We start from the raw sequence: 18,179 nt of genomic DNA, 5'->3' as shown, positions 1-18,179 counted from the left end.
GCGAGTTTCCCATAGGGCCCCCACCGGGTCCTGGCTCAGCCCGGGCGCCTGTAGAAGGGTCGCTTCACCACCGTGGCGGGCTGCTGTTGGCCTCGGATCTCCACCGCCAGATCGGTGCCTGCGCGGGCCAGAGAGCGGCTCACGTAGCCGAGGCCGATGCCCGCTTCCAGCGTTGGTGACCAGCCGCCGCTGGTGATGGTGCCCACGGGTTGGCCGTCGTGCAGGATCGGATAGCCATGGCGCGGAATCGCCCGTCCCTCCAGGCGCAGGCCCACCAGACGTCGCTCGCTGCCCTGCTCGACCTCTCGCTCCAAGGCATCGCGGCCGATGAACGGCACCGGGTTCTCCAGGTGCACCAGCCAGCCGAGCCCCGCTTGCAGGGGGCTGGTGTTCTGATCCATGTCTTGACCATAGAGATGCATCGCCGCTTCCAGGCGCAGGCTGTCGCGTGCACCCAGCCCGCAGGGGCGCACCCCCCGCTCCAGGAGCTGTGACCAGAGGGCCCGACCCGCTTCGCGCGGCAGCAGCAGTTCAAAACCGTCTTCACCCGTGTAACCCGTGCGTGCTGCCAGCACCCGGGTGGGCTCGGGTGTCAGGCCGCTGATCTGTAGCCAGCGGTGGCCGAAGCGTGGCAGTTCCTGCAGATCGTTACCGGACAATGCTTCGAGATGTTGCCTGGCCTCCGGTCCCTGCAGGGCGAGCAGGAGGCCATCCCCTTTGACATCGCTGAGGTGGATCCCGGCCGGTTCCAGGTGGTCGCGCAACCAGGCGGTGTCACGGGCTGCGCAGGCCGCATTGATCACCAGGAGAAGGGCGCCATCCTCGAGGTCGTACACGATCAGATCGTCGAGAATGCCGCCGTTGGCGTTGAGCAGCACGGTGTAGCAGGCCTGGCCAGGCCCGATCCGGTGCAGGTCGCTTGGCACCAGCCCTTGGAGCGCATCCTTGGGGTTGGTCCCGTCCAGGCGCACCACGCCCATATGGGAGATGTCGAACAGGCCCGCCGCCTCGCGGACAGCCCGGTGCTCCGCCAGCAGACCGGAGAATTGCAGGGGCATCTCCCAGCCCGCGAAGGGAACCATGCGAGCCCCGGCCGCCAGACAGAGGTCGTGCAGGGGCGTGCGCTTCAGGTCCATTCAGCCGTTGATGCGGTGTGCGGCGATCCTATGGATTGCCGCCCGCTGGCGTCTGAAAGTGGAAGTAAAGGCGCAGATTTGTGGCTTCGACTGGTTCGCTTTTTTGACCGTCCTTACCCTGGGTGCTCCCGAGTCTTCCGCTTGGCTGACGTCTGCTGCCACAGCTGTCTCCATTGCGCCGCGAGTGGGTTGGCTGCGGCGGCGGAGGGGGGCTGGTGTCGCTTGCGGCGGTTACCGGTGCATGCGGAACTGGCACGCGTGGCCTGGTGTCATCACTGGACGGCCAGGCCTCCCGAATTGCCCCGGTTGCAGGCGTTGGAGCCACCAGGTGTTCGGGCTGATGTGCAGTTGGAACTCGATCAGCGCCCCGTGCCGGTGGCAGCAGGAGTGGAGGGATGAGCCGGAATCCTGAAGAAAAGCAAAAAAATCGATGCACCGTGGGGCTCTGTGCTCCATGCGACCCCGCCCAGTCGGCGCGTTCGTGAGGATGGGGGTTCGTCCATGAACCCTGACGCGTTGATCGCCACCAGCACCCTGCCATCGCCGGTGGAGTTGATCGCCGAACACGATCACGCCGATCGGCTCACCTTTCCCACCGGCGGTGTGCTCTTCCGTCGTGGCGAGAGGGTCAAGGCGGTGTATGCCCTCGACCAGGGCCTGGTGGAGCTGTCCGCCCCGCTCGATGGGCGGCTGCGTTACAGCCGAGGCGAGGTGTTCTTTTTCGAGGATCTGGGTCGCCAGCGGCTGCATCACAGCCGCGAGGCCAGGGCGCTGACTCCCGTTTCAGTGGTGCGTCTTCCTCGCAACACCTTTCTGGAGCTGATCCACCGCCACCCCACCATGGTGATCAGCCTGCTCGGGCGGCAGCACACCCGCCTGCGGGAGCAGCGGCTCGATGCCTGCCACTACTACTGATGCAGCAGCATGAGCAGGCTCCGCACCACCTTGCTCGCCAACACGCTGCTCACGCCCGAGGGATCCAGCTGGGGTGCCAGTTCCACCACATCGGCTGCCACCAGGTTGTGGTGACTCAGTTCCGCCACCAGCTCGGCGAAGTCGCTCCAGAGGAAGCCGCCGGGTTCAGGGGTTCCGGTGCCGGCCATCACCGCTGGATCAAACCAGTCGAGATCGACGGTGAGGTAGAGGGGAATCCCCCGCAGCGGTTGCAGGGCCTCGAGCATCCGCTCGCGGGCGATCAGGCGTCCGGTTTGACGGAGCTCCAGGAACTCCTCACGGGTGCCACTGCGGATGGCAAGCTGCAGCAGCTGCTGACTGGGCAGCACCTCGAGGCAGCGGCGCATGGCGCAGGCATGGCTGTGGTGGGCACCCAGCCAGTCGTGGCGCAGGTCGGCGTGGGCATCGAGCTGCACCAGCGCCAGATCGGGATGCTTATCCGCCACCGCCGCCACGGCGCCGGAACTGATCGAGTGCTCACCGCCGAGCATCAGCGGTTTGAGCCCCAGGGAGAGCACGGCGTCGGTGGCCTGCTTGACCGCCTCCACCACCGGCTCCGGATCGCCAAAGGGAATGTCGACAGCACCCAGATCGGCGAAGGCCATCGCCTCCAGGTCTAAGTCCAGCTGGGGGCAATAGGTTTCCAGGCCCGAACTCACCTCCCGAATGGCGGCCGGCCCGAAGCGGGTGCCGGGGCGGAAGGAGGTGGTGCCGTCGTAGGGCACACCGAACAGGCCGACGCGGCAGCCGCCGGGGTCGCGCCTGGAGCCCATGAAGATGGCGCCGTCGGTGTCGAAGCGTGGGCGGTAGGTCATGGCCTCAGGCGTTCAGTGCCCGCTCGATCGCGGCGGGAATCGCATCAAACGCGCCGCGTTGCCAGCGGGGGCTCCAGATCTCGCAGCCCTCGGCCACGGCGGCGGCGCGGCAGGGATCCGGATTCAGGTAGCGGCGACTGTCGGTGGCGGCAAAGGTCCAGCTCCACCAGCCGCTCGGATACATCGGCACCCAGCCGTACATCGGATCGGCGTGGCCGAACACCTCGCGGATCACCGTCACCGTGTCGATGTGCACCTGGCGGAAGGCCTCCGGTGACTCGCTCTGGGTGGCGAACACGCCACCGGGTTTGAGGATGCGCCGGCACTGCTCGAAAAAGGCGCGGTTGAACAGGCCCTCGGCCGGACCGGCGGGATCAGAGCCATCCACGAGCACCACGTCGTAGCTGGCGGTTGGAGCGTTGGCGGCCCAGGCGATGCCGTCGCCCACGGTGAGGTGAAAACGGCGGTCCTGCCAGCAACCGCCACCGATGGAGGGCAGGTGTTGCTGACTCAGTTTCACCACCCGTCCATCGATTTCCACCATGTCGAGGTGCTGAACGCCCGGGTGGCGCAGGCACTCGCGGGCGGTGCCGCCATCGCCGCCGCCGATCACCAGCACCCGTTCGATCTGGGCGGCGCTGCAGAGGGCGGGGTGAACCAGAGATTCGTGATAGTGCCGTTCCTGGCGCTCGGCCGTCATCCAGCAGCCGTCGAGCAGCAGACCCTTGCCGTAGCGCAGGCTGTCGATCACGGTGATCCGCTGGAAGGGGCTCTGTTCCTCCACCAGCACCCGGCCTTCCAGTCCGTAGCGAACGCCGAGGTGGTGCTCGTCGACCCAGCCGGGGGTGGGGGCGGCATTGTGGGTCATGCAGGGGGTGGCAGGGTCTACGTCCAGCTAAAACCGTCAGGAGGTCTCCTGTCAGGTCAGAGATCGGCCTTCAGGAGTAGAGGGTGTCAAGACGCACATCAAAATGAATCATGCCCTGGACATCGTTGTCTATTGAAACGATGACATCATCTGGCACGCGAATCCCGTGCTCCATCAGAATGCTTTCGTACTTCTGGATGAATTCACTTCCCGAGACTTTTAAGACAGGGCACTTGAGAATGCGCTGGTTGTTTTGACGCATATGCCCCAGCGATCCTGCTGTGTTGTTCGTCAGTTTAGGGATAGAAGCGCGAAACCAAATCTCCTGATTGTTTTGGGTAATCGTGATTTCGATGTCGCTTGGAACGCCAACGATTTCTTCCATGGCTTCCCTTGGGTGAGCCAGAAAAAACGATCTTTTCTCGGTTGTGCTGTTGAGCCAGGGCGCAAAGAATTCCTTGAGTTGAAAGGCCATTGAACGCACCGCCAGGCTCTTCTCTAGATTAAGTGCACCCGCCGGTGGTTGGGTTGTCATGCTTTCGTCTTTGTCCAGCTCAGTTCTGATCCCTTGAACTGCATCGTCAACGAGCGTTTGGTGATCCCGGCGGCGGAGCTGCAGTGGCGCTTCTCTCGTGCTTCCGGTCCCGGTGGTCAGGGGGTGAATACCACGGATTCTCGTGTGGAGCTGGTGTTTGACCTGAAGCAGTCCCGTGTGTTGGGGCCGTTCCGTCGCGCCAGGCTTCAGGATCGCCTCAAAACTCGCCTCGAGGGCGATTGTCTGCGCGTGGTAGCGGCTGAGGAACGCTCACAATGGCAGAACCGTCAATTGGCCCTGGGGCGTCTTGCGGCTCTGCTGCGCGAAGGGCTCAGGCCACCCCCTCCCCAGCGTCGTCCCACCCGTCCCGGACGGGCGGCGGTGCAACGGCGCCTTGAGGCCAAGGCACAGCGCAGCCAGCTCAAACGGCGTCGGCAGGGCAGGCCTTCGTTTGAGGATTGACAGAGGTTTTCCACGGTTGCTGACAGTTCCGTTCGGTCTTCCTACGGTCATTCGATCGGGTGGTTTCTCCCATGCGCATTTCTCGTGATTCGGTCGGCCTCACGGTGGATGGCAGCCTGATGCGGCTCTATGTGGCACAGCCGGTGACGTCGGGTTGCTGGCCAGGGATTGTGTTTTTCTCCGATATCTATCAGCTCGGCGCCCCCATGACCCGCCTGGCGGATCGATTGGCCGGTTATGGCTATGTGGTGGCAGCACCAGAGATCTTCCATCGTCGCGAACCGATCGGAACGATGATCGAGCCCGATGCGCTCGGCCGGCTGCGGGGAAATCACAACGCTCGCAACACACCGATTGCTGCCTACGACGCCGATACCGCGGCCACACTGGCCTGGCTTGGCGCTCAACCATGGGTGGATGCTCGACGGCTTGGCTCTCTCGGCTTTTGCATCGGTGGTCACCTGGCCTTCCGGGCTGCCTTCAGGACCGATGTGCGAGCGAGCGCCTGCGTTTATCCCACTGGTTTGCAGGACGGGACGTTGGGCTCGACTCCTGCCGACAGCATCCAGAGGGCAGGGGAGATCAAAGGTGCCTTGCTCACCATTTTCGGCAGTCTGGATCCCCATGTACCGGCGGACGCGCGGGCTGGGATTCTTTCGACTCTCGAGGCCTTGCCCGATCTCTCTCATCGGACACTTCTTTACGAAGCCAATCACACATTTCTGCGCGATGACGGTGACCGTTGGGATCCTCAGTTGGCTGACCAGGCTTGGGCTGAAGTGATCGGTTTTCTTGATCAGGAACTTGGCGGATCAGTCGGCTGCTAGAGAGGCTTCTTCGGCCCGGATCTCGGCCTTCGCCTGCTGCCACAGACCTTCCAGCTCCTGGATGCTGCGGCCCTGCAGGTCGCCGCCGAGGGCGGCCTCCACGCGGGAGAAGCGATCGAGGAAGCGGCGGTTGGTGCCGGCCAGGCCGGCTTCCGGGTCGATGCCGCACCAGCGGGCCACGTTCACCAGGGTGAACAGCACATCGCCGAGTTCCTCCTGGGCGTGGTTGTTGTCGCCGCTCGCCACCGCCTCCTTGAGCTCATCGAGCTCCTCGTGCACCTTCTCCCACACACCGGCCATGGCCTCCCACTCGAAGCCGGCCGCGGCGGCCTTTTTGGAGATGGTCATGGCACCGGCGATGGCGGGCTGGCCGCGCACCTTGCCCGCGAGACGATCGCTGAGGGGGCTCGCGGAGGGTTCGCCGGCAGGGTCGGCGCTCCGTTCCGCCGCTTTGATCGCCTCCCAGTTGGCCTTCACGGTGGCGCTGTTTGCTGCTTCGGCATCGCCGAACACATGGGGGTGGCGGCGAATCAGCTTCTCGCTGATGCCTGAGGCGATCTGTGCCAGATCGAATCGGCCCTCCTCCTGGGCGATCTGGGCATGGAGCACCACCTGCAGCAGCAGATCACCGAGCTCTTCTTTGAGGTGGGTGTCATCGCCGTGACGGATCGCATCGGCCACCTCGTGGGCCTCTTCCAGCACGTAGGGCACCAGGGAGGCATGGGTTTGCTCCAGATCCCAAGGGCAACCCCCTTCTGGGTTGCGCAGCTGGGCCACCACGGCGATCAGCTCGTGCAGGGCAGCGCTGGTGGCGGAATCGGCGGCCATGGGCTGGCATTCAGGCGATGGAGCCACCCTCGCACTGCTCAGCGTCGTTGCCTCGTGCGGCGGCGGGGCCTGCGGCGTTGGCGGCGCAGCAACCGAGGCAGGCGTGGCACCGGGTCGCCGTCCTGGATCAAATGCAGCCAGGCGCTGGCTTCCAGCCCACACAGCATGGCCAGGCTCATGGCGCGCTGGTCTTGCCACAGCCTGGCCAGTGCCGATCTCAGCTCCCCGGGGCTGGGGGTACCCCAGGGCTGGAGCAGCCAGGCCAGCCCGGCGATCAGGCCGGCCAGATACAGCAGCCGACCGGCGCTACCGAGCACCGGGGAATGGGAGATCAGGGAGCGATGGCGCAACAGCCGTTGGTAGGGCCACCACAGCGGCCGTAGCGGTCCCCAGCGCTGGAAGGCGCGGGAGTGGGTGTCGAGGTCGGGTGAGAGCCAGAGGCCACCGATCAGAAACGTCAGGCCTCCCAGAGCTGCCGCTCCGCCTCCGAAAATCGGCATCAGCAGGAGTGCCAGGGGCAGGCTGGCGATCGTCGTGGCACGGTCATGGTCCCGGCCGGAGGTCATCAGGAGGAGGACAGCGTTGGACCCAGCGTGCCGCCCTCAGGCACAATCGGCAGCAGGGGCGATTAGCTCAGCGGTAGAGCACCTGCCTTACAAGCAGATTGTCGCTGGTTCGATCCCGGCATCGCCCATGCCCTTCATCCAGTGACTTCCTGCTGACTCTGGCAGTGCGAACAGAGTCCGAAGAACTCGAGGGTGTGGAAGAGCAGTGCGAAATCCTGTCGCTGCTCCTCCGGCACCGTCAGGTCGTGAATCGGGCATTGCGGTAAGACCCGGGTCTGGCCGCAGCTCACGCAGGTGAGGTGATGGCGATCCCGGCCGAGTGGTGCATACATCGCTTCGCCATTGGGCAGGTGGCGACAGCGCACCAGTCCCTGTTGCTGCAGCAGGCGCAGGTGGCGATACACCGTGGCCAGTCCCATCGGTTGGTTGCCGTCCTGCAGCACGCGATGCAGCTGTTGGCCGCTCATCTCATCGCCGCAGCGCTCGAGTTCGTCCAGCAGCCGCTGTTGTCGCGCATTGGCTGAGGTGGGATGGATGGCCATCGGTGGTGTCGCTCCGGAGGTGGTCTAGCGAAGTGCCGGGCCGGCTTCGATCAGCTTGAGGCTGAGGTCCCACAACCGCTCCCGTTGCTGGGGGTCTTCGGCGGCGGGAGCCACACGTTGACGTTTGGGGTAGCCCCGCAAACCCCCCAGGCGGTTTGGGCCGTAGTGCTCCCCGCTTTGGGCTGATGCAGCAGTGGCGGCATGAAGCTGGGGGAGGGCTCCCATGGCCGCACTCTGGAACAAGGGATCCATGAGGCGATAGGCCAGGGCTTCCAGCCGGGAGCCATTCGCCGAAACCGACGCTGGTTGCAGGTTGGTGCGCGCCAAGCCGGGATGGGCCGCCAGGGAGCGGATGCTGCTGCCTCGATCACGGAGTTTCCGGTCGAGTTCAAGCGCGAACATCACGTTGGCCAGTTTGCTCTGGCCGTAGGCCTGCCAGCGGTCGTAACGCTGCTCGCCGTTGGGATCCTCCCAGGCGATCCGGCCGAAATACTGGGCTCCTGAGGTGACGGTGACCACCCGTGCATCCGGCTGCCCCTCCATCAGCGGCAGCAGCGCTCTGGTGAGCGCCATGTGGCTGAGATGGTTGGTGGCGAACTGCAGCTCGTAACCCTGCCGGCTGCACTGCCGTGGTGGAGCCATCACTCCGGCGTTGTTGATCAGCAGATCAAGGCGGCCAAAGCGTTGGCGAACCGTTTGTGCGCAGCGATCCACGCTCTCCAGATCGGCCAAATCGAGATCCAGCAGCTCGATGCTGCCCCCCTTTGAGGCGCTCTGATCGCTCAGGCTCCGGCGTGCCGTTTCCCCCCGTTCCCGGTTGCGGCAGGCCATCAGCACGGTGGCGCCGTGGGCGAGCAGGGCCCGGGTGGTTTCCAGGCCGAGGCCGCTGTTGGCTCCGGTCACCAAGGCGAGACGACCCCGTTGATCGGGGATGTCGGCTGCGGACCAGCCCATGCGGAGATTCAGTCTTCCGGGAACAGCAGGTTGGCCAGCTCATCGGCATCCACGTCGTAGACGCGGGCGAGGCTGGTTTCGATCGCGCTGGTCACTTCACCGGGAAGGAAGCGCATCGCATTGAGCGCATCCTCGGTGATCTCTTCAGTGAGCAGCTGGTCGTCGCTGTCCAGCTTTTCGTCATTGATCACCGCCATCACCCAGCTTTGGTAGGCGTAAACGAGGTCGGAGAACTCGAGTTCGGGATCGTTGAGATCCAGGGTCATGGCCTTGACGGTCATCTCCACGACAGTCTGACCTCTGGAGGGGAGGATGGCAGGCATGACGCAGCGCTCCAGCCAACAGCAGCCCGGCGAGTCCCAGCCCTCAGAGGCCCAGCTGCAAGCCACATTGGTGGATTTCGCCCTTTTGGAGCTGATCCGCCGGAATCGGGACAGCTTTGAGCCTCTCTGGACCGCAGACAGCTGGGCCAAGTTGCTGATCTGGTTGGCCCTGAACTGTGGTTTGTCGGGAGAGCGGGATGCCCTGGAAGGCTTTGCGTCGGCCCTGGGGCCGCGGCTCACCGGTCGGTTGCGGCGGGTGTTCTTCGAACGTGACCTCACCGATCTGGAGCTGCAGGTGCTGGCGGATCCAGCCGAGCAGCAGGTGCTGATGTTGTCGTTGGCACCTCAGGATTCCTCGGTTCTGGCTGAGGAACGTTTGGTGGTGGCTCTGGAGCGGATCGGACTGCTGGATCGGGTCACGTCGGATCGGGAGCGTTGGCAGCAGCTGGATGCGGTGGTGGCGATCCCATGGACCTGATCGCCCGTTACAGCAATGCCGGTTACGGCGCCGTCGCCGATGGCGTGATGGCGTTTTTTGACCGTCGCCCTGATCTGCAGCGTCCTGGTGTGGCGTTTGGGCCGGCGGATGCCGCCGAACCCGCCAAGGTGAGCACCGATATCAGCCTGGTGGCGATCGATCGCAGCGATCCTGAAGCCTTCGCTTTGGCTGAGGTGATCGTTCGTGGCGTCAGCGCCGCCCTGGATCGCTATCTGCAGGAGCGACCGTTGTTCCGCCAGGTTTGCCCCGATCAGGAGTTGTTTGTGCTGCCGATTTTCAACCTGCAGCGGTATGCGCCTGGCGAGGGATTCCGGCAGTGGCACTGCGACTGGACGATTGGTGATGAGGCCACCGAGCCGGTGCACCGGGTGCTCGCCTGGATTCTTTACTGCAACAGCGTGCCTGAGGCGGGCACGGAATTCCACTGGCAGCAGCACCATGAAGATGCGGAACGGGGGAAACTGGTGATTTTTCCCGCCGGCCCTTCGCACATTCACCGCGGGCGCGTGAATCACACCCACAGCAAAACGATTGCCACCGGTTGGATCAATGCGGGGTCGCGGCAGTCGTTTCTGGAGCGTCTGGCCGGTCTTTCGGTTGAGGCGGCGCCAGGATGGTATTGACCTGTTGCGGGAAGGGAATCTCGATGCTCTCGCGCCGGAACGCAACCCAGATCGCTTGGTTCACTTCGCTGATGATGCCGATGTTGTCCATCGGATTGGCGATCCAGTAGCGCAGGGAATAGGTGATCGCTGAATCGCCGTAAGCCACCTGCAGCGCCCGTGGAGCAGGATGGTCGAGCACCCGGGGCACGCTGCGTGCGGTGTCCTCCAGCAGTTGGATCACGCTGCGGGGGTCGTGGCGATAGGCGGCGCCGATGCGAATTTCACTGCGACGCATCCGGTCGCTGGCGGTGTAGGTGGTGGCCTGAGCGGTGAAAAACATCTGATTGGGAATCAGCAGTTCGGCGTTGTCGCGATCTCGCCAGAGCAAGGTGGCCCGCAGGCCGAGTCGGCGCACCTCACAGGGATCTCCATCCAGCATCAGCACTTCGCCGGGACGCACCGATCCTTCGAACAGCAGCCAGATCCCGCTGATGAAATTGGAGAATACTTCCTTGATCCCGAAGCCCAGGCCCACGGACAGGCCGCCAGCGATCGCCACCAGGGCGGTGGTGTTGAGCCCGATCTGAAACCCGACGGCGGTGATGCCGACGCCGACCACGGCATAGCGGATGATCAGCTCCAGGGCCTTGCGGCTGCCGTCGCTGTAGCCGATCAGCTTCTGCAGCATCCAGGCGACCATTGCCGCTGGCGGGCCGCTGCCGATCAGCAGCAGGTAGCTCACCAACAGGGAGCTGAATAATTTGCCGAGGGTGAGGGGGGTGCCGAAGAACTGGCCCACGCTGATCACAGCCAGATCCTGCAGGCTGTCGAGGCGATTGATCAGTAGCAGCAGGATGGCGAGCAGGTAGAGCGGGCGCAGCAGACGGCTGAGCAGTTCGTGCACGCGTTGGGGCGGCAGCAATCGCAGCAGACCGCGTTCGAGAAACAGCAGCAGCACCCAGCCCAGCCAAGCTGCGGTGAGGAACCGCATCAGGCCGCTGGCGTGATTGTGTTGCTGCAGGATCAGGATCATCACCGCTGCCACGGTTGGTCCGATCAGGGCGCGCAACAGTCGCGGCACCCTTCGGCGCAAAAGCGGTTGCTGAAGAAGGTGAGCGCCAGCGGCAATCAGCACGATCAAGCCCACCTGAGCAGCCACCTGGGAGCGTTCCAGGTAGCCCAGCCAGCCAAGTGCTTCCGCGAATAATTCCATCATTGCCGTGCGTTCGCCAGAAACAGGATCAAGTTGTCGCTGGATTCTTCCGGTGTGTTGATGCCGAAGATCAGTGGGGTGAGGATTGTGGTCATGCCGGAGCGGAGCTTTTTGTTGAGGTTGAAGTGATTGAGAAACTCAGATGCTGCGGCTGATTGTTTGCGCGAGGTCACCATCGCTTGCAGGATCGAAGAGCTTTTGATCGGCACCCTGACGTGTCTGTTCGCGGGAAGAAACGACAGAGAGCGCAGCGTGAGATTGCGCTGTACCTGCGGCTGCAGCAGGTAATCCATCAGTGTGATGGCGGCGTTCCGCTGGCGTGGGCTGGAGTTTTCGCCCAGGCTCAGCACGCGCAGGCGGTTGGGGGGGCTGGCTGCGTGCCAGGGGCCATGGGGCAGAGCGCTGACCCCGAGATCGTCACCGAGCTTGGCCTTCAGTTCCTCCACATCGGCGCTGCTGCAGGTGATCCAGTCGAGCTCCCGTTTCTGCAGACCGAGCTTGAGTTCCATCTCATTGGCGAAGAACTGAATCCGCTGCTGTGCGGCGGCCTGCTGCAGCCAGGCCAGCCAGGCGGTGATCGAGTCCCGGTCCTGCGGGGTGATCGGCTGATTCTGCTCGATCCGATTCAGTGCCGGTAGGGCCCCCTGGCTGCCTGCTGTCCAGAAGATCTGGGCAGAGTCATACGACAGTCCAAAGTTTTTGCCGCCGGCGCTGATGCGTAGCAGGTCCTGGGTTGTGCGCGGGGGCTGGGGCAATGCGCGCCGATTGAAGCAGGCCAGCTGGAGATAGAGAACAAACGGTTGGGCGACGATCTGTCGATCGGCGCCGGTCACCCGTTGCAGCATGCTTGAAAAGATATTTGCCTCTAGCTCTTTGTCAAAGGGAATGGATGTCGTCAGCTTGGCTTTGTAGAGGGTCTTGGCCATGTAGGCATCGCTCAAGATCACATCTGGACCAAGATCTGCGGCGTTACGTCTCTCGATTCGTTCCACCAGGCTGCTTTCTGGGTAGAGCGCCAGCTGCACATGGATGGAGGGGTTGAGCCGTCGGAATTCCTTGACTGCGATGGCGACGCGCTCCCGGAAGAAGCGGTGGTTGCTTTCGCTGATGACGTTTGTGTCTTCAAGGCCGACCGCCACATACAGGTTGACCGGTAACGAGGCGCCCAGTCGGCCGCAGCCGGAGAGTGCCAGGGCCAGGGCGGCAATGGCGGCCGGGCCCTGGACGCGGCGACATTGGAGCAGATGGCGCTTGCGGAACACGGCGGTGCGTGAATCAGGCGAATTCTCGCCGGTTGTCCGCACTTTGCGAGCATGACGCGGCTGTATGGATGTCTCCCGTGTCCGAGCTGGCCAAGACCTATGACCCGGTGGGCACGGAAGCCCGGTGGCAGCAGGCCTGGGAGAGCCACGGGGCGTTTCACCCGGATCCGGCCGCGCCGGGTGATCCCTTCTCGGTGGTGATTCCGCCGCCGAACGTGACCGGCAGCCTGCACATGGGCCATGCCTTCAACACCGCCCTGATCGACACGATCGTGCGCTTCCAGCGCCTCCAGGGCCGCAATGTGTTGTGCCTGCCCGGCACCGATCACGCCTCAATCGCGGTGCAGACGCTCCTGGAGAAGCAGCTCAAGGAGGAGGGCAAGACGCGCCACGACCTCGGCCGGGAAGCGTTCCTGGAGAGAGCCTGGCAGTGGAAGGCCGAAAGCGGTGGCCGCATCGTCGATCAGCTGCGTCGTCTCGGCTACTCGGTGGATTGGCAGCGCCAGCGCTTCACCCTTGATGAGGGGCTGAGCGAGGCCGTGAAGGAAGCGTTTGTGCGTCTGCACGAACAGGGATTGATTTATCGCGGCGAATATCTGGTGAACTGGTGCCCCGCCTCCGGCTCAGCCGTGAGTGATCTGGAGGTGGAGATGAAGGAGGTGGACGGCCACCTCTGGCATTTCCGTTACCCCCTCAGCAGCGGTGAGGGCCATCTGGAGGTGGCCACCACGCGGCCGGAAACGATGCTCGGTGATGTGGCGGTGGCCGTGAACCCCACCGACGAGCGTTATGCCCATCTGGTCGGTCAGACCCTGACCCTGCCGCTGGTGGGGCGGGAGATCCCCGTGATCGCTGATGAGCATGTGGAGAAGGGGTTCGGAACCGGTTGCGTCAAGGTGACGCCCGCTCACGACCCCAATGACTTTGCGATCGGTCAGCGCCATGGCCTGCCCCAGATCACGGTGATGCGGAAGAACGGCAGCATGAATGCCCATGCCGGACGTTTCGAGGGACTCGATCGTTTTGAGGCGCGCAAGGCGGTGGTGGCGGCGCTGGACGCTGAGGGATTGCTCGTGAAGGTGGAAGACCACCGGCACAGCGTTCCCTACTCCGATCGGGGCAAGGTGCCGGTGGAGCCTCTGCTCTCCACCCAGTGGTTCGTGAAGACCGAGCCTCTGGCTGCCCGCTGCCGGGAGGCGTTGGCGCAACAGGCCCCCCGTTTCATCCCCGAGCGTTGGGAAAAGGTGTATCGCGACTGGCTCACCGACATCCGTGATTGGTGCATCAGTCGCCAGCTTTGGTGGGGCCATCGCATCCCCGCTTGGTTTGTGATCAGCGAGACCGGTGGCAACTACACCGACACCACGCCTTACGTGGTGGCGCGCAACGACGCCGAGGCCCTGGAGAAAGCGAAGGCGGAGTTCGGCCCTGCCGCGCAGATCGAGCAGGACGAAGACGTGCTCGACACCTGGTTTTCCAGTGGGCTGTGGCCGTTTTCCACCCTGGGCTGGCCGGAGACAGGCAGCGCTGATCTGCAGCGCTGGTATCCCACCAGCACCCTGGTGACCGGCTTCGACATCATTTTTTTCTGGGTGGCCAGGATGACGATGATGGCGGGCGCCTTCACCGGTGAGATGCCCTTCAAGGACGTCTACATCCACGGCCTGGTGCGGGATGAGCAGAACCGCAAGATGAGTAAATCGGCGGGTAATGGCATTGATCCGCTGCTGCTGATCGAGCGCTACGGCACGGATGCTCTTCGCTTTGCTCTCGTGCGGGAGGTGGCCGGCGCCGGCCAGGACATCCGCCTCGATTACGACCGCAAGACCGACACCTCCGCCACGGTGGAGGCGGCGCGCAATTTCGCCAACAAGCTCTGGAATGCCACCCGGTTTGCGCTGATGAATCTCGGTGGCGAGACCCCCGCCAGCCTTGGCGAGCCTGAGCCTGCGGCTTTGCAGCTGGCGGATCGCTGGATCCTGTCGCGTCTGGCCCGGGTGAACCGTGAAACAGCCGAGCGTTACAGCAGCTATGGCCTCGGTGAAGCGGCCAAGGGGTTGTATGAATTCGCCTGGAATGATGTCTGCGATTGGTATCTGGAGTTGAGCAAGCGTCGGCTCAATCCAGGTGAGGCGCCTTCTCCTGAGGCGTTGGCCGATCAGCGCACTGCCCGACAGGTGCTCGTCAAGGTGATCAGTCAGATGCACCTGATGCTGCACCCCTTGATGCCCCATCTCACCGAGGAGCTCTGGCACAGCGTCACGGGGGCTGGGGAGACCACTTTCCTGGCCTTGCAGCCCTGGCCGGCGCTGGATGCAGCGGCATTGGATGACGGGCTGGAAGCTGCGTTCTCCGAGCTGATCGCGGCGATTCGGGTGGTGCGCAACCTTCGGGCCGTGGCGGGGCTGAAGCCATCGCAATCCGTTCCGGTTCGCTTCATCACGGGGCGTGGCGATCTGGCGGTGGTGCTGGGAGAGGCCACGGCCGATATCACCGCGCTCACGCGCGCTGAGAGCGTTGATGTGATGACACCGCGGCAGGCCGATGCGGCCCCGGTGACCAAGGCGCTGGCGGGTGTGAGCGGCGAACTGCAGGTGATGTTGCCGATCGAGGGCCTCGTCGACCTCGACGCCCTGCGCGGCCGCCTTGAGAAGGACATCGCCAAGGCCGAGAAGGAGATCAAGGGACTGAGCGGCCGCCTGGCTAATCCCAACTTCACCGATAAGGCACCGGCAGAGGTGGTGGCGGAATGCAAAGCCAATCTGGCCGAAGCTGAAGCTCAGGCCGAGCTGGCGCGCAAGCGATTGCTGGATCTGGGCTGAGGCCAGCTGCGGCGGTGCAGCTGCTGGCGCGCTTCGTCGTCTGGCCTCGGCTCACACCGCCCACAACTCCGAAAGGTCCAACCGCAGCCCGGGCAGCAGTTCGCCCTCCTCCAGAAGGGTTGCCGGTGCTAACCGCTCGGGTGTCGCTGCTGCTGCGGGGTCGGCAGGAGCCCGCCAGATCTCCACGGCCTGCTGCTCGGGAAACAGCAACCAGCCCAGTCGGGCACCATTGGTGAGGTAGTTGCCCATCTTGCGGCGAAGTCTCGACGCGCCACGAGGCCCCTGGTCGCTGGGGCTGGCCAGTTCGATCACCAGATCGGGGCAGAGCGGCGGGAAGCCGCGCCGCTGCTCTGGCGTGAGGGCCTGCCAGCGCTCCAGCCGCACGGCGGACGCATCCGGGCTGAGCACCGAGCCATCGCTCAGGCGGAAGCCACCGGAGCTGTCGAACACCCTCCAGCCCCCTTGAGCCAGGGCCCAGATCTGCAACCGGGTGATCAGGAGGCTGTTGCGCGCACTGGTGTCGCCGCCGGTGGGAGTCATTGCGATCAGCTGGCCATCCGCCGCCAGTTCCAGCACCGCTTCGGGGTTGGCGTCGCACACCAGGGCGAACTGCTCGGGGCTGAGGCGCAGAGCGGGAGGGAGCAGCAGAGGTGGCAGGGGTGCCGCAGGAGCTGCGGCAGTGGATGGTGGTGGGGCGAGTGTCATCTCCCCGACGCGTTCTGGGTTCAGCTTAAGGCGATTGCAGGTTGCGAGCTGGTCGGCAGTTTCTGGGTGATGATTCGAGCTCGCTCTCCCTGGAGATGGCCGGCTCATCCCGCCTCAATGCCAAGAACCTTGAAGCCGAGGAGGCTCTGGCCCGTTGCCGCCCGTCGTACCGCATCCAGACGCCTACGCCCTGGCCAGCGTTCGCGACGAGCTCAGGCCGCCTGATTTCGGCGAGCGATCAGGTTGGACAGTGCGGCTCCGTCGGATTCCGGCGCTGGGTACAGCGTGGTGCAGTTGAAAGCAAAGTCAGCACCGGTGCGTTGCACGATGGCAGCGATCTCCAGGAAGATGGATTGTTGAATGTCGAGCCACTCTCGCCACACCGTTGTTTTGGTGAAGCAATACACCATCATGTTGATCGAGGAGGCATCCCATTCGTTGAAGTTCACCAAGATGGTCTGCTTCTGATCGATGTCGGGATGCTGTTCAAGCAGCTGGCGCACATCGGTGGTGATGCCGGCGATGCGGCCGAGGTCTTCGTAGCGCAGGCTGATATTGGCCAGAATTCTGCGGTTGTACATCTGGCCCGGATTCTCGATCGGGCTTGTCGCGAATACCGAGTTCGGGATGAAGAGCGGCCTGCGGTCAAATGTTTGCACCCTGGTGTAATACCAGCCGATTTTTTCAACCGTTCCCTGAAAGGAATCGGCGCAGATCCAGTCGCCCTCCTTGAACGGACGATTGAAGAACAGCATGAAGCCGGAAAGGAAATTCTGACTCACCTGCTGGGTGGCGAAGGTGATGCCGATGCCAGCGCCGCCGAGCATGGTGGCGATTGCAGCCGAAGGGATGCCGAAGTTCACCATCAGGGCCGCTGCGGTGAACAGCAGCGCGAGAATGGTGTACATCCTCCCCATTAAATTGATCAGCATGGCCTGATCCTTGGGGTCCTTCATCGCTAGCCAGCGGCGCATCTGCCCCGAGCGGATGAAGGCATGGCCCACGTTCAGGCTGGCCCAGCTGATCGTGCCGATCAGCAATGTGAGTGAGAAGCGGTTGAGCATCTGCTGGCTCACCAGAGCGACTTCGCGATTGATCAGCTGGGTCAGCCAGGTGGCGTAGAGGGTGAGGCCCAGACCGATCAGCACTGGACGGCGTAGGGCCAGGGCGAGTTTGTTGCCGAGGTTGCGGCCATGGCGTCCGAGCAGCTGCAGCATCAACCACAGGCCGCCGAGCAGCGCAGTGCCGGTCAGCAGGCCTGAGGTGGTCTGCAGAAACTCCACGTTGTGGATCGCGGTAGTCTGTAAATCGGTGATGAGACGGTTGCGACTGAGGCGGTGACCCTATCGGTCAACCACGGTGCTGGCAACTGTTTGCTCTGGGCCTGGCAGCGTGGGTTGTTTCCCCCGCTTGGAAAGCCAGTGAGTTTGCAAGCCGTGTCCCTGGCCGAGATCTTGCAGGCGCTGCTGCCCGCCTTGCAGTCTCCCGTCGGTGCTGTTGCGTTCGTGCCCCTCTATGCCCTTTGGGTGACGCTGTTGTTGCCAGGGGTGTGGGCATCGATGCTCGCGGGTGCCCTGTATGGCCCCTGGTGGGGGACCCTGATCGTGTTTGTGGGCGCCTGCCTCGGCGCGCAGGCGGCCTTTCTGCTGGGGCGCACCTGGCTGCGGGCATGGGCGCAGCGCCGCCTCGCCGGACTGCCGAAGCTGCAGGCGGTGGAACGGGCGGTGAGCCGTGAGGGCCTGAAGCTGGTGCTGCTCACCCGCCTCTCACCGGCCTTCCCCTTTTCGCTGCTCAACCTGGCCTATGGCCTCAGTGAGGTGAGCCTGCGCGATTACACGATCGGTCTGATTGGCATCCTGCCGGGCACGATCCTGTTCTGCGGGTTAGGAGCGCTCGCCGGCGACGTGGCCCGTTTCGGCGAGGTGCTCAGCGGCGAGGCCGATCCCGCCACCTGGGCGCTGCGCATCACCGGGATTCTCGCCACGGTGGCGGTGGTGTGGCTGGTGGGCCGGGCGGCCCGCAAGGCGCTTCAGGAGGCAGAGCGGCCGGGGTGATTGCTTAGAGCCCAGTCGCGCAGCGCCGCGATCAGCACAAACCAGCCCAGACGTAGCCGTGCCAAGGGGCCCGGCCTGGCTGCCAGCTCCGCGTACTTCGCCCGGCCGCACTCGGTTTTGATCCAGCGGTGGATGGCAGGTTGTTCCATTCCGTCAGGTTATGGATGGTGCGTCGCCCCTGCCGCGGTCAGGATGGAGATCTCTGAGAT

22 protein-coding genes and 1 tRNA gene are annotated in these 18,179 nt (G+C 64.1%); 9 read left to right on the top strand and 14 right to left on the bottom strand.

All coding sequences use genetic code 11. The annotated features are described in order from the left end of the window. Positions 1-35: 35 nt before the first annotated feature. Positions 36-1,136, bottom strand: coding sequence for a glycine cleavage system aminomethyltransferase GcvT (gene gcvT / locus SynRS9909_RS13315; protein ID WP_007101211.1), 1,101 nt, complete (start codon positions 1,134-1,136; stop codon positions 36-38). Between the two features lie 141 nt (positions 1,137-1,277). Here gcvT and SynRS9909_RS13310 point away from each other — a divergent pair, with 141 nt between their 5' ends. Together SynRS9909_RS13310 and SynRS9909_RS13305 are read left to right on the top strand one after the other, a co-directional pair. Further along, positions 1,278-1,535, top strand: coding sequence for a hypothetical protein (locus SynRS9909_RS13310; RefSeq protein WP_240307737.1), 258 nt, complete (start codon positions 1,278-1,280; stop codon positions 1,533-1,535). Between the two features lie 102 nt (positions 1,536-1,637). Next, positions 1,638-2,051: a Crp/Fnr family transcriptional regulator gene (locus tag SynRS9909_RS13305; RefSeq protein ID WP_007101213.1), complete on the top strand. Its 414-nt coding sequence runs from the start codon at positions 1,638-1,640 to the stop codon at positions 2,049-2,051. Here SynRS9909_RS13305 and speB read toward each other — a convergent pair. The 3 genes from speB to SynRS9909_RS13290 all read right to left on the bottom strand — a co-directional run bounded on the left by speB (position 2,045) and on the right by SynRS9909_RS13290 (position 4,308). Further along, the gene (gene speB, locus SynRS9909_RS13300; RefSeq protein ID WP_007101214.1) at positions 2,045-2,905 is read right to left on the bottom strand and encodes an agmatinase; all 861 of its coding nucleotides are present in this window, start codon (positions 2,903-2,905) and stop codon (positions 2,045-2,047) included. The two genes, SynRS9909_RS13305 and speB, sit on opposite strands and share 7 nt — an antisense overlap. 4 nt (positions 2,906-2,909) lie before the next feature. Next, entirely contained in the window at positions 2,910-3,773 is an 864-nt protein-coding gene (gene speE / locus SynRS9909_RS13295) for a polyamine aminopropyltransferase (RefSeq protein ID WP_007101215.1), read from the bottom strand. A 70-nt stretch (positions 3,774-3,843) separates the two neighbouring features. After that, positions 3,844-4,308, bottom strand: coding sequence for a hypothetical protein (locus SynRS9909_RS13290; RefSeq protein ID WP_116431301.1), 465 nt, complete (start codon positions 4,306-4,308; stop codon positions 3,844-3,846). 33 nt (positions 4,309-4,341) lie between these two features. Here SynRS9909_RS13290 and arfB point away from each other — a divergent pair, with 33 nt between their 5' ends. Together arfB and SynRS9909_RS13280 are read left to right on the top strand one after the other, a co-directional pair. Further along, the gene (arfB, locus tag SynRS9909_RS13285; RefSeq protein ID WP_038001008.1) at positions 4,342-4,770 is read left to right on the top strand and encodes an alternative ribosome rescue aminoacyl-tRNA hydrolase ArfB; all 429 of its coding nucleotides are present in this window, start codon (positions 4,342-4,344) and stop codon (positions 4,768-4,770) included. 71 nt (positions 4,771-4,841) lie between these two features. Then, positions 4,842-5,597, top strand: a complete 756-nt coding sequence (locus tag SynRS9909_RS13280) for a dienelactone hydrolase family protein (protein ID WP_007101218.1) — start codon at positions 4,842-4,844, stop codon at positions 5,595-5,597. On the opposite strand, the gene mazG is transcribed toward SynRS9909_RS13280, so the two are convergent. Further along, positions 5,583-6,425, bottom strand: coding sequence for a nucleoside triphosphate pyrophosphohydrolase (gene mazG, locus SynRS9909_RS13275; protein WP_007101219.1), 843 nt, complete (start codon positions 6,423-6,425; stop codon positions 5,583-5,585). The two genes, SynRS9909_RS13280 and mazG, sit on opposite strands and share 15 nt — an antisense overlap. A gap of 38 nt (positions 6,426-6,463) precedes the next feature. After that, positions 6,464-6,991: a metal-binding protein gene (locus SynRS9909_RS13270; protein WP_007101220.1), complete on the bottom strand. Its 528-nt coding sequence runs from the start codon at positions 6,989-6,991 to the stop codon at positions 6,464-6,466. Positions 6,992-7,047: 56 nt separating this feature from the next. On the opposite strand from SynRS9909_RS13270, the gene SynRS9909_RS13265 reads away from it, so the two are divergent. Then, positions 7,048-7,119: transfer RNA gene (locus SynRS9909_RS13265), tRNA-Val, on the top strand. Between the two features lie 6 nt (positions 7,120-7,125). On the opposite strand, the gene SynRS9909_RS13260 is transcribed toward SynRS9909_RS13265, so the two are convergent. Genes SynRS9909_RS13260 through SynRS9909_RS13250 form a run of 3 tightly spaced genes read right to left on the bottom strand, consistent with a single transcriptional unit; the run spans position 7,126 to position 8,753 of the window. Further along, complete coding sequence (locus tag SynRS9909_RS13260; RefSeq protein WP_007101221.1) at positions 7,126-7,533, bottom strand: transcriptional repressor; 408 nt, start codon at positions 7,531-7,533, stop codon at positions 7,126-7,128. A 24-nt stretch (positions 7,534-7,557) separates the two neighbouring features. Beyond that, the gene (locus tag SynRS9909_RS13255) at positions 7,558-8,487 is read right to left on the bottom strand and encodes an oxidoreductase (protein WP_007101222.1); all 930 of its coding nucleotides are present in this window, start codon (positions 8,485-8,487) and stop codon (positions 7,558-7,560) included. A gap of 8 nt (positions 8,488-8,495) precedes the next feature. Beyond that, positions 8,496-8,753: a hypothetical protein gene (locus SynRS9909_RS13250; RefSeq protein ID WP_038001783.1), complete on the bottom strand. Its 258-nt coding sequence runs from the start codon at positions 8,751-8,753 to the stop codon at positions 8,496-8,498. A 55-nt stretch (positions 8,754-8,808) separates the two neighbouring features. On the opposite strand from SynRS9909_RS13250, the gene SynRS9909_RS13245 reads away from it, so the two are divergent. Both SynRS9909_RS13245 and SynRS9909_RS13240 read left to right on the top strand, forming a co-directional pair. Further along, positions 8,809-9,288, top strand: a complete 480-nt coding sequence (locus SynRS9909_RS13245) for a hypothetical protein (protein WP_007101224.1) — start codon at positions 8,809-8,811, stop codon at positions 9,286-9,288. Then, a complete protein-coding gene (locus SynRS9909_RS13240; protein ID WP_007101225.1) occupies positions 9,279-9,932 on the top strand; it encodes a 2OG-Fe(II) oxygenase in 654 nt (217 codons plus the stop codon). The genes SynRS9909_RS13245 and SynRS9909_RS13240 overlap by 10 nt, the downstream gene beginning before the upstream one ends. Here SynRS9909_RS13240 and SynRS9909_RS13235 read toward each other — a convergent pair. Then, positions 9,856-11,130: a mechanosensitive ion channel family protein gene (locus SynRS9909_RS13235; protein ID WP_007101226.1), complete on the bottom strand. Its 1,275-nt coding sequence runs from the start codon at positions 11,128-11,130 to the stop codon at positions 9,856-9,858. The two genes, SynRS9909_RS13240 and SynRS9909_RS13235, sit on opposite strands and share 77 nt — an antisense overlap. Further along, on the bottom strand, positions 11,127-12,389 hold the full coding sequence (locus SynRS9909_RS13230) for an extracellular solute-binding protein (RefSeq protein WP_050752473.1): 1,263 nt from the start codon (positions 12,387-12,389) through the stop codon (positions 11,127-11,129). Before SynRS9909_RS13230 ends, SynRS9909_RS13235 begins: the two co-directional genes overlap by 4 nt. Positions 12,390-12,466: 77 nt before the next feature. On the opposite strand from SynRS9909_RS13230, the gene SynRS9909_RS13225 reads away from it, so the two are divergent. After that, on the top strand, positions 12,467-15,211 hold the full coding sequence (locus SynRS9909_RS13225; protein ID WP_007101228.1) for a valine--tRNA ligase: 2,745 nt from the start codon (positions 12,467-12,469) through the stop codon (positions 15,209-15,211). 51 nt (positions 15,212-15,262) lie between these two features. Here the strand turns inward: SynRS9909_RS13225 and SynRS9909_RS13220 are convergent, their stop codons facing one another. Together SynRS9909_RS13220 and SynRS9909_RS13215 are read right to left on the bottom strand one after the other, a co-directional pair. Continuing rightward, complete coding sequence (locus tag SynRS9909_RS13220; protein ID WP_007101229.1) at positions 15,263-15,916, bottom strand: Uma2 family endonuclease; 654 nt, start codon at positions 15,914-15,916, stop codon at positions 15,263-15,265. A 212-nt stretch (positions 15,917-16,128) separates the two neighbouring features. Continuing rightward, complete coding sequence (locus tag SynRS9909_RS13215) at positions 16,129-17,199, bottom strand: mechanosensitive ion channel family protein (protein ID WP_007101230.1); 1,071 nt, start codon at positions 17,197-17,199, stop codon at positions 16,129-16,131. Between the two features lie 138 nt (positions 17,200-17,337). Between SynRS9909_RS13215 and SynRS9909_RS13210 the strand changes: the two genes are divergently transcribed. After that, a complete protein-coding gene (locus tag SynRS9909_RS13210; RefSeq protein WP_240307739.1) occupies positions 17,338-17,970 on the top strand; it encodes a TVP38/TMEM64 family protein in 633 nt (210 codons plus the stop codon). On the opposite strand, the gene SynRS9909_RS13205 is transcribed toward SynRS9909_RS13210, so the two are convergent. Beyond that, positions 17,946-18,119 carry a hypothetical protein gene (locus SynRS9909_RS13205; RefSeq protein WP_007101232.1) on the bottom strand — a complete coding sequence of 58 codons (174 nt, stop codon included), beginning with the start codon at positions 18,117-18,119 and terminating at the stop codon, positions 17,946-17,948. The genes SynRS9909_RS13210 and SynRS9909_RS13205 overlap by 25 nt on opposite strands. Positions 18,120-18,179: the final 60 nt, after the last annotated feature.

The organism is Synechococcus sp. RS9909, from assembly GCF_014279595.1.
Lineage (GTDB): Bacteria > Cyanobacteriota > Cyanobacteriia > PCC-6307 > Cyanobiaceae > Synechococcus_C.
Note: the sequence above shows the minus strand (reverse complement) of the source record. Positions and strands in the feature narration are given on the sequence as shown.

What these genes read in the sequence shown, in the direction of transcription:
- SynRS9909_RS13290 (WP_116431301.1), bottom strand. Translation starts at nt 4,308, where the DNA reads ATGACAACCCAACCACCGGCGGGTGCACTTAATCTAGAGAAGAGCCTG.
- SynRS9909_RS13260 (WP_007101221.1), bottom strand. Translation starts at nt 7,533, where the DNA reads ATGGCCATCCATCCCACCTCAGCCAATGCGCGACAACAGCGGCTGCTG.
- SynRS9909_RS13255 (WP_007101222.1), bottom strand. Translation starts at nt 8,487, where the DNA reads ATGGGCTGGTCCGCAGCCGACATCCCCGATCAACGGGGTCGTCTCGCC.
- SynRS9909_RS13235 (WP_007101226.1), bottom strand. Translation starts at nt 11,130, where the DNA reads ATGATGGAATTATTCGCGGAAGCACTTGGCTGGCTGGGCTACCTGGAA.
- SynRS9909_RS13250 (WP_038001783.1), bottom strand. Translation starts at nt 8,753, where the DNA reads ATGACCCTGGATCTCAACGATCCCGAACTCGAGTTCTCCGACCTCGTT.
- SynRS9909_RS13270 (WP_007101220.1), bottom strand. Translation starts at nt 6,991, where the DNA reads ATGACCTCCGGCCGGGACCATGACCGTGCCACGACGATCGCCAGCCTG.
- SynRS9909_RS13305 (WP_007101213.1), top strand. Translation starts at nt 1,638, where the DNA reads ATGAACCCTGACGCGTTGATCGCCACCAGCACCCTGCCATCGCCGGTG.
- SynRS9909_RS13205 (WP_007101232.1), bottom strand. Translation starts at nt 18,119, where the DNA reads ATGGAACAACCTGCCATCCACCGCTGGATCAAAACCGAGTGCGGCCGG.
- mazG (WP_007101219.1), bottom strand. Translation starts at nt 6,425, where the DNA reads ATGGCCGCCGATTCCGCCACCAGCGCTGCCCTGCACGAGCTGATCGCC.
- SynRS9909_RS13245 (WP_007101224.1), top strand. Translation starts at nt 8,809, where the DNA reads ATGACGCAGCGCTCCAGCCAACAGCAGCCCGGCGAGTCCCAGCCCTCA.
- speB (WP_007101214.1), bottom strand. Translation starts at nt 2,905, where the DNA reads ATGACCTACCGCCCACGCTTCGACACCGACGGCGCCATCTTCATGGGC.
- SynRS9909_RS13220 (WP_007101229.1), bottom strand. Translation starts at nt 15,916, where the DNA reads ATGACACTCGCCCCACCACCATCCACTGCCGCAGCTCCTGCGGCACCC.
- SynRS9909_RS13240 (WP_007101225.1), top strand. Translation starts at nt 9,279, where the DNA reads ATGGACCTGATCGCCCGTTACAGCAATGCCGGTTACGGCGCCGTCGCC.
- speE (WP_007101215.1), bottom strand. Translation starts at nt 3,773, where the DNA reads ATGACCCACAATGCCGCCCCCACCCCCGGCTGGGTCGACGAGCACCAC.
- gcvT (WP_007101211.1), bottom strand. Translation starts at nt 1,136, where the DNA reads ATGGACCTGAAGCGCACGCCCCTGCACGACCTCTGTCTGGCGGCCGGG.
- SynRS9909_RS13280 (WP_007101218.1), top strand. Translation starts at nt 4,842, where the DNA reads ATGCGCATTTCTCGTGATTCGGTCGGCCTCACGGTGGATGGCAGCCTG.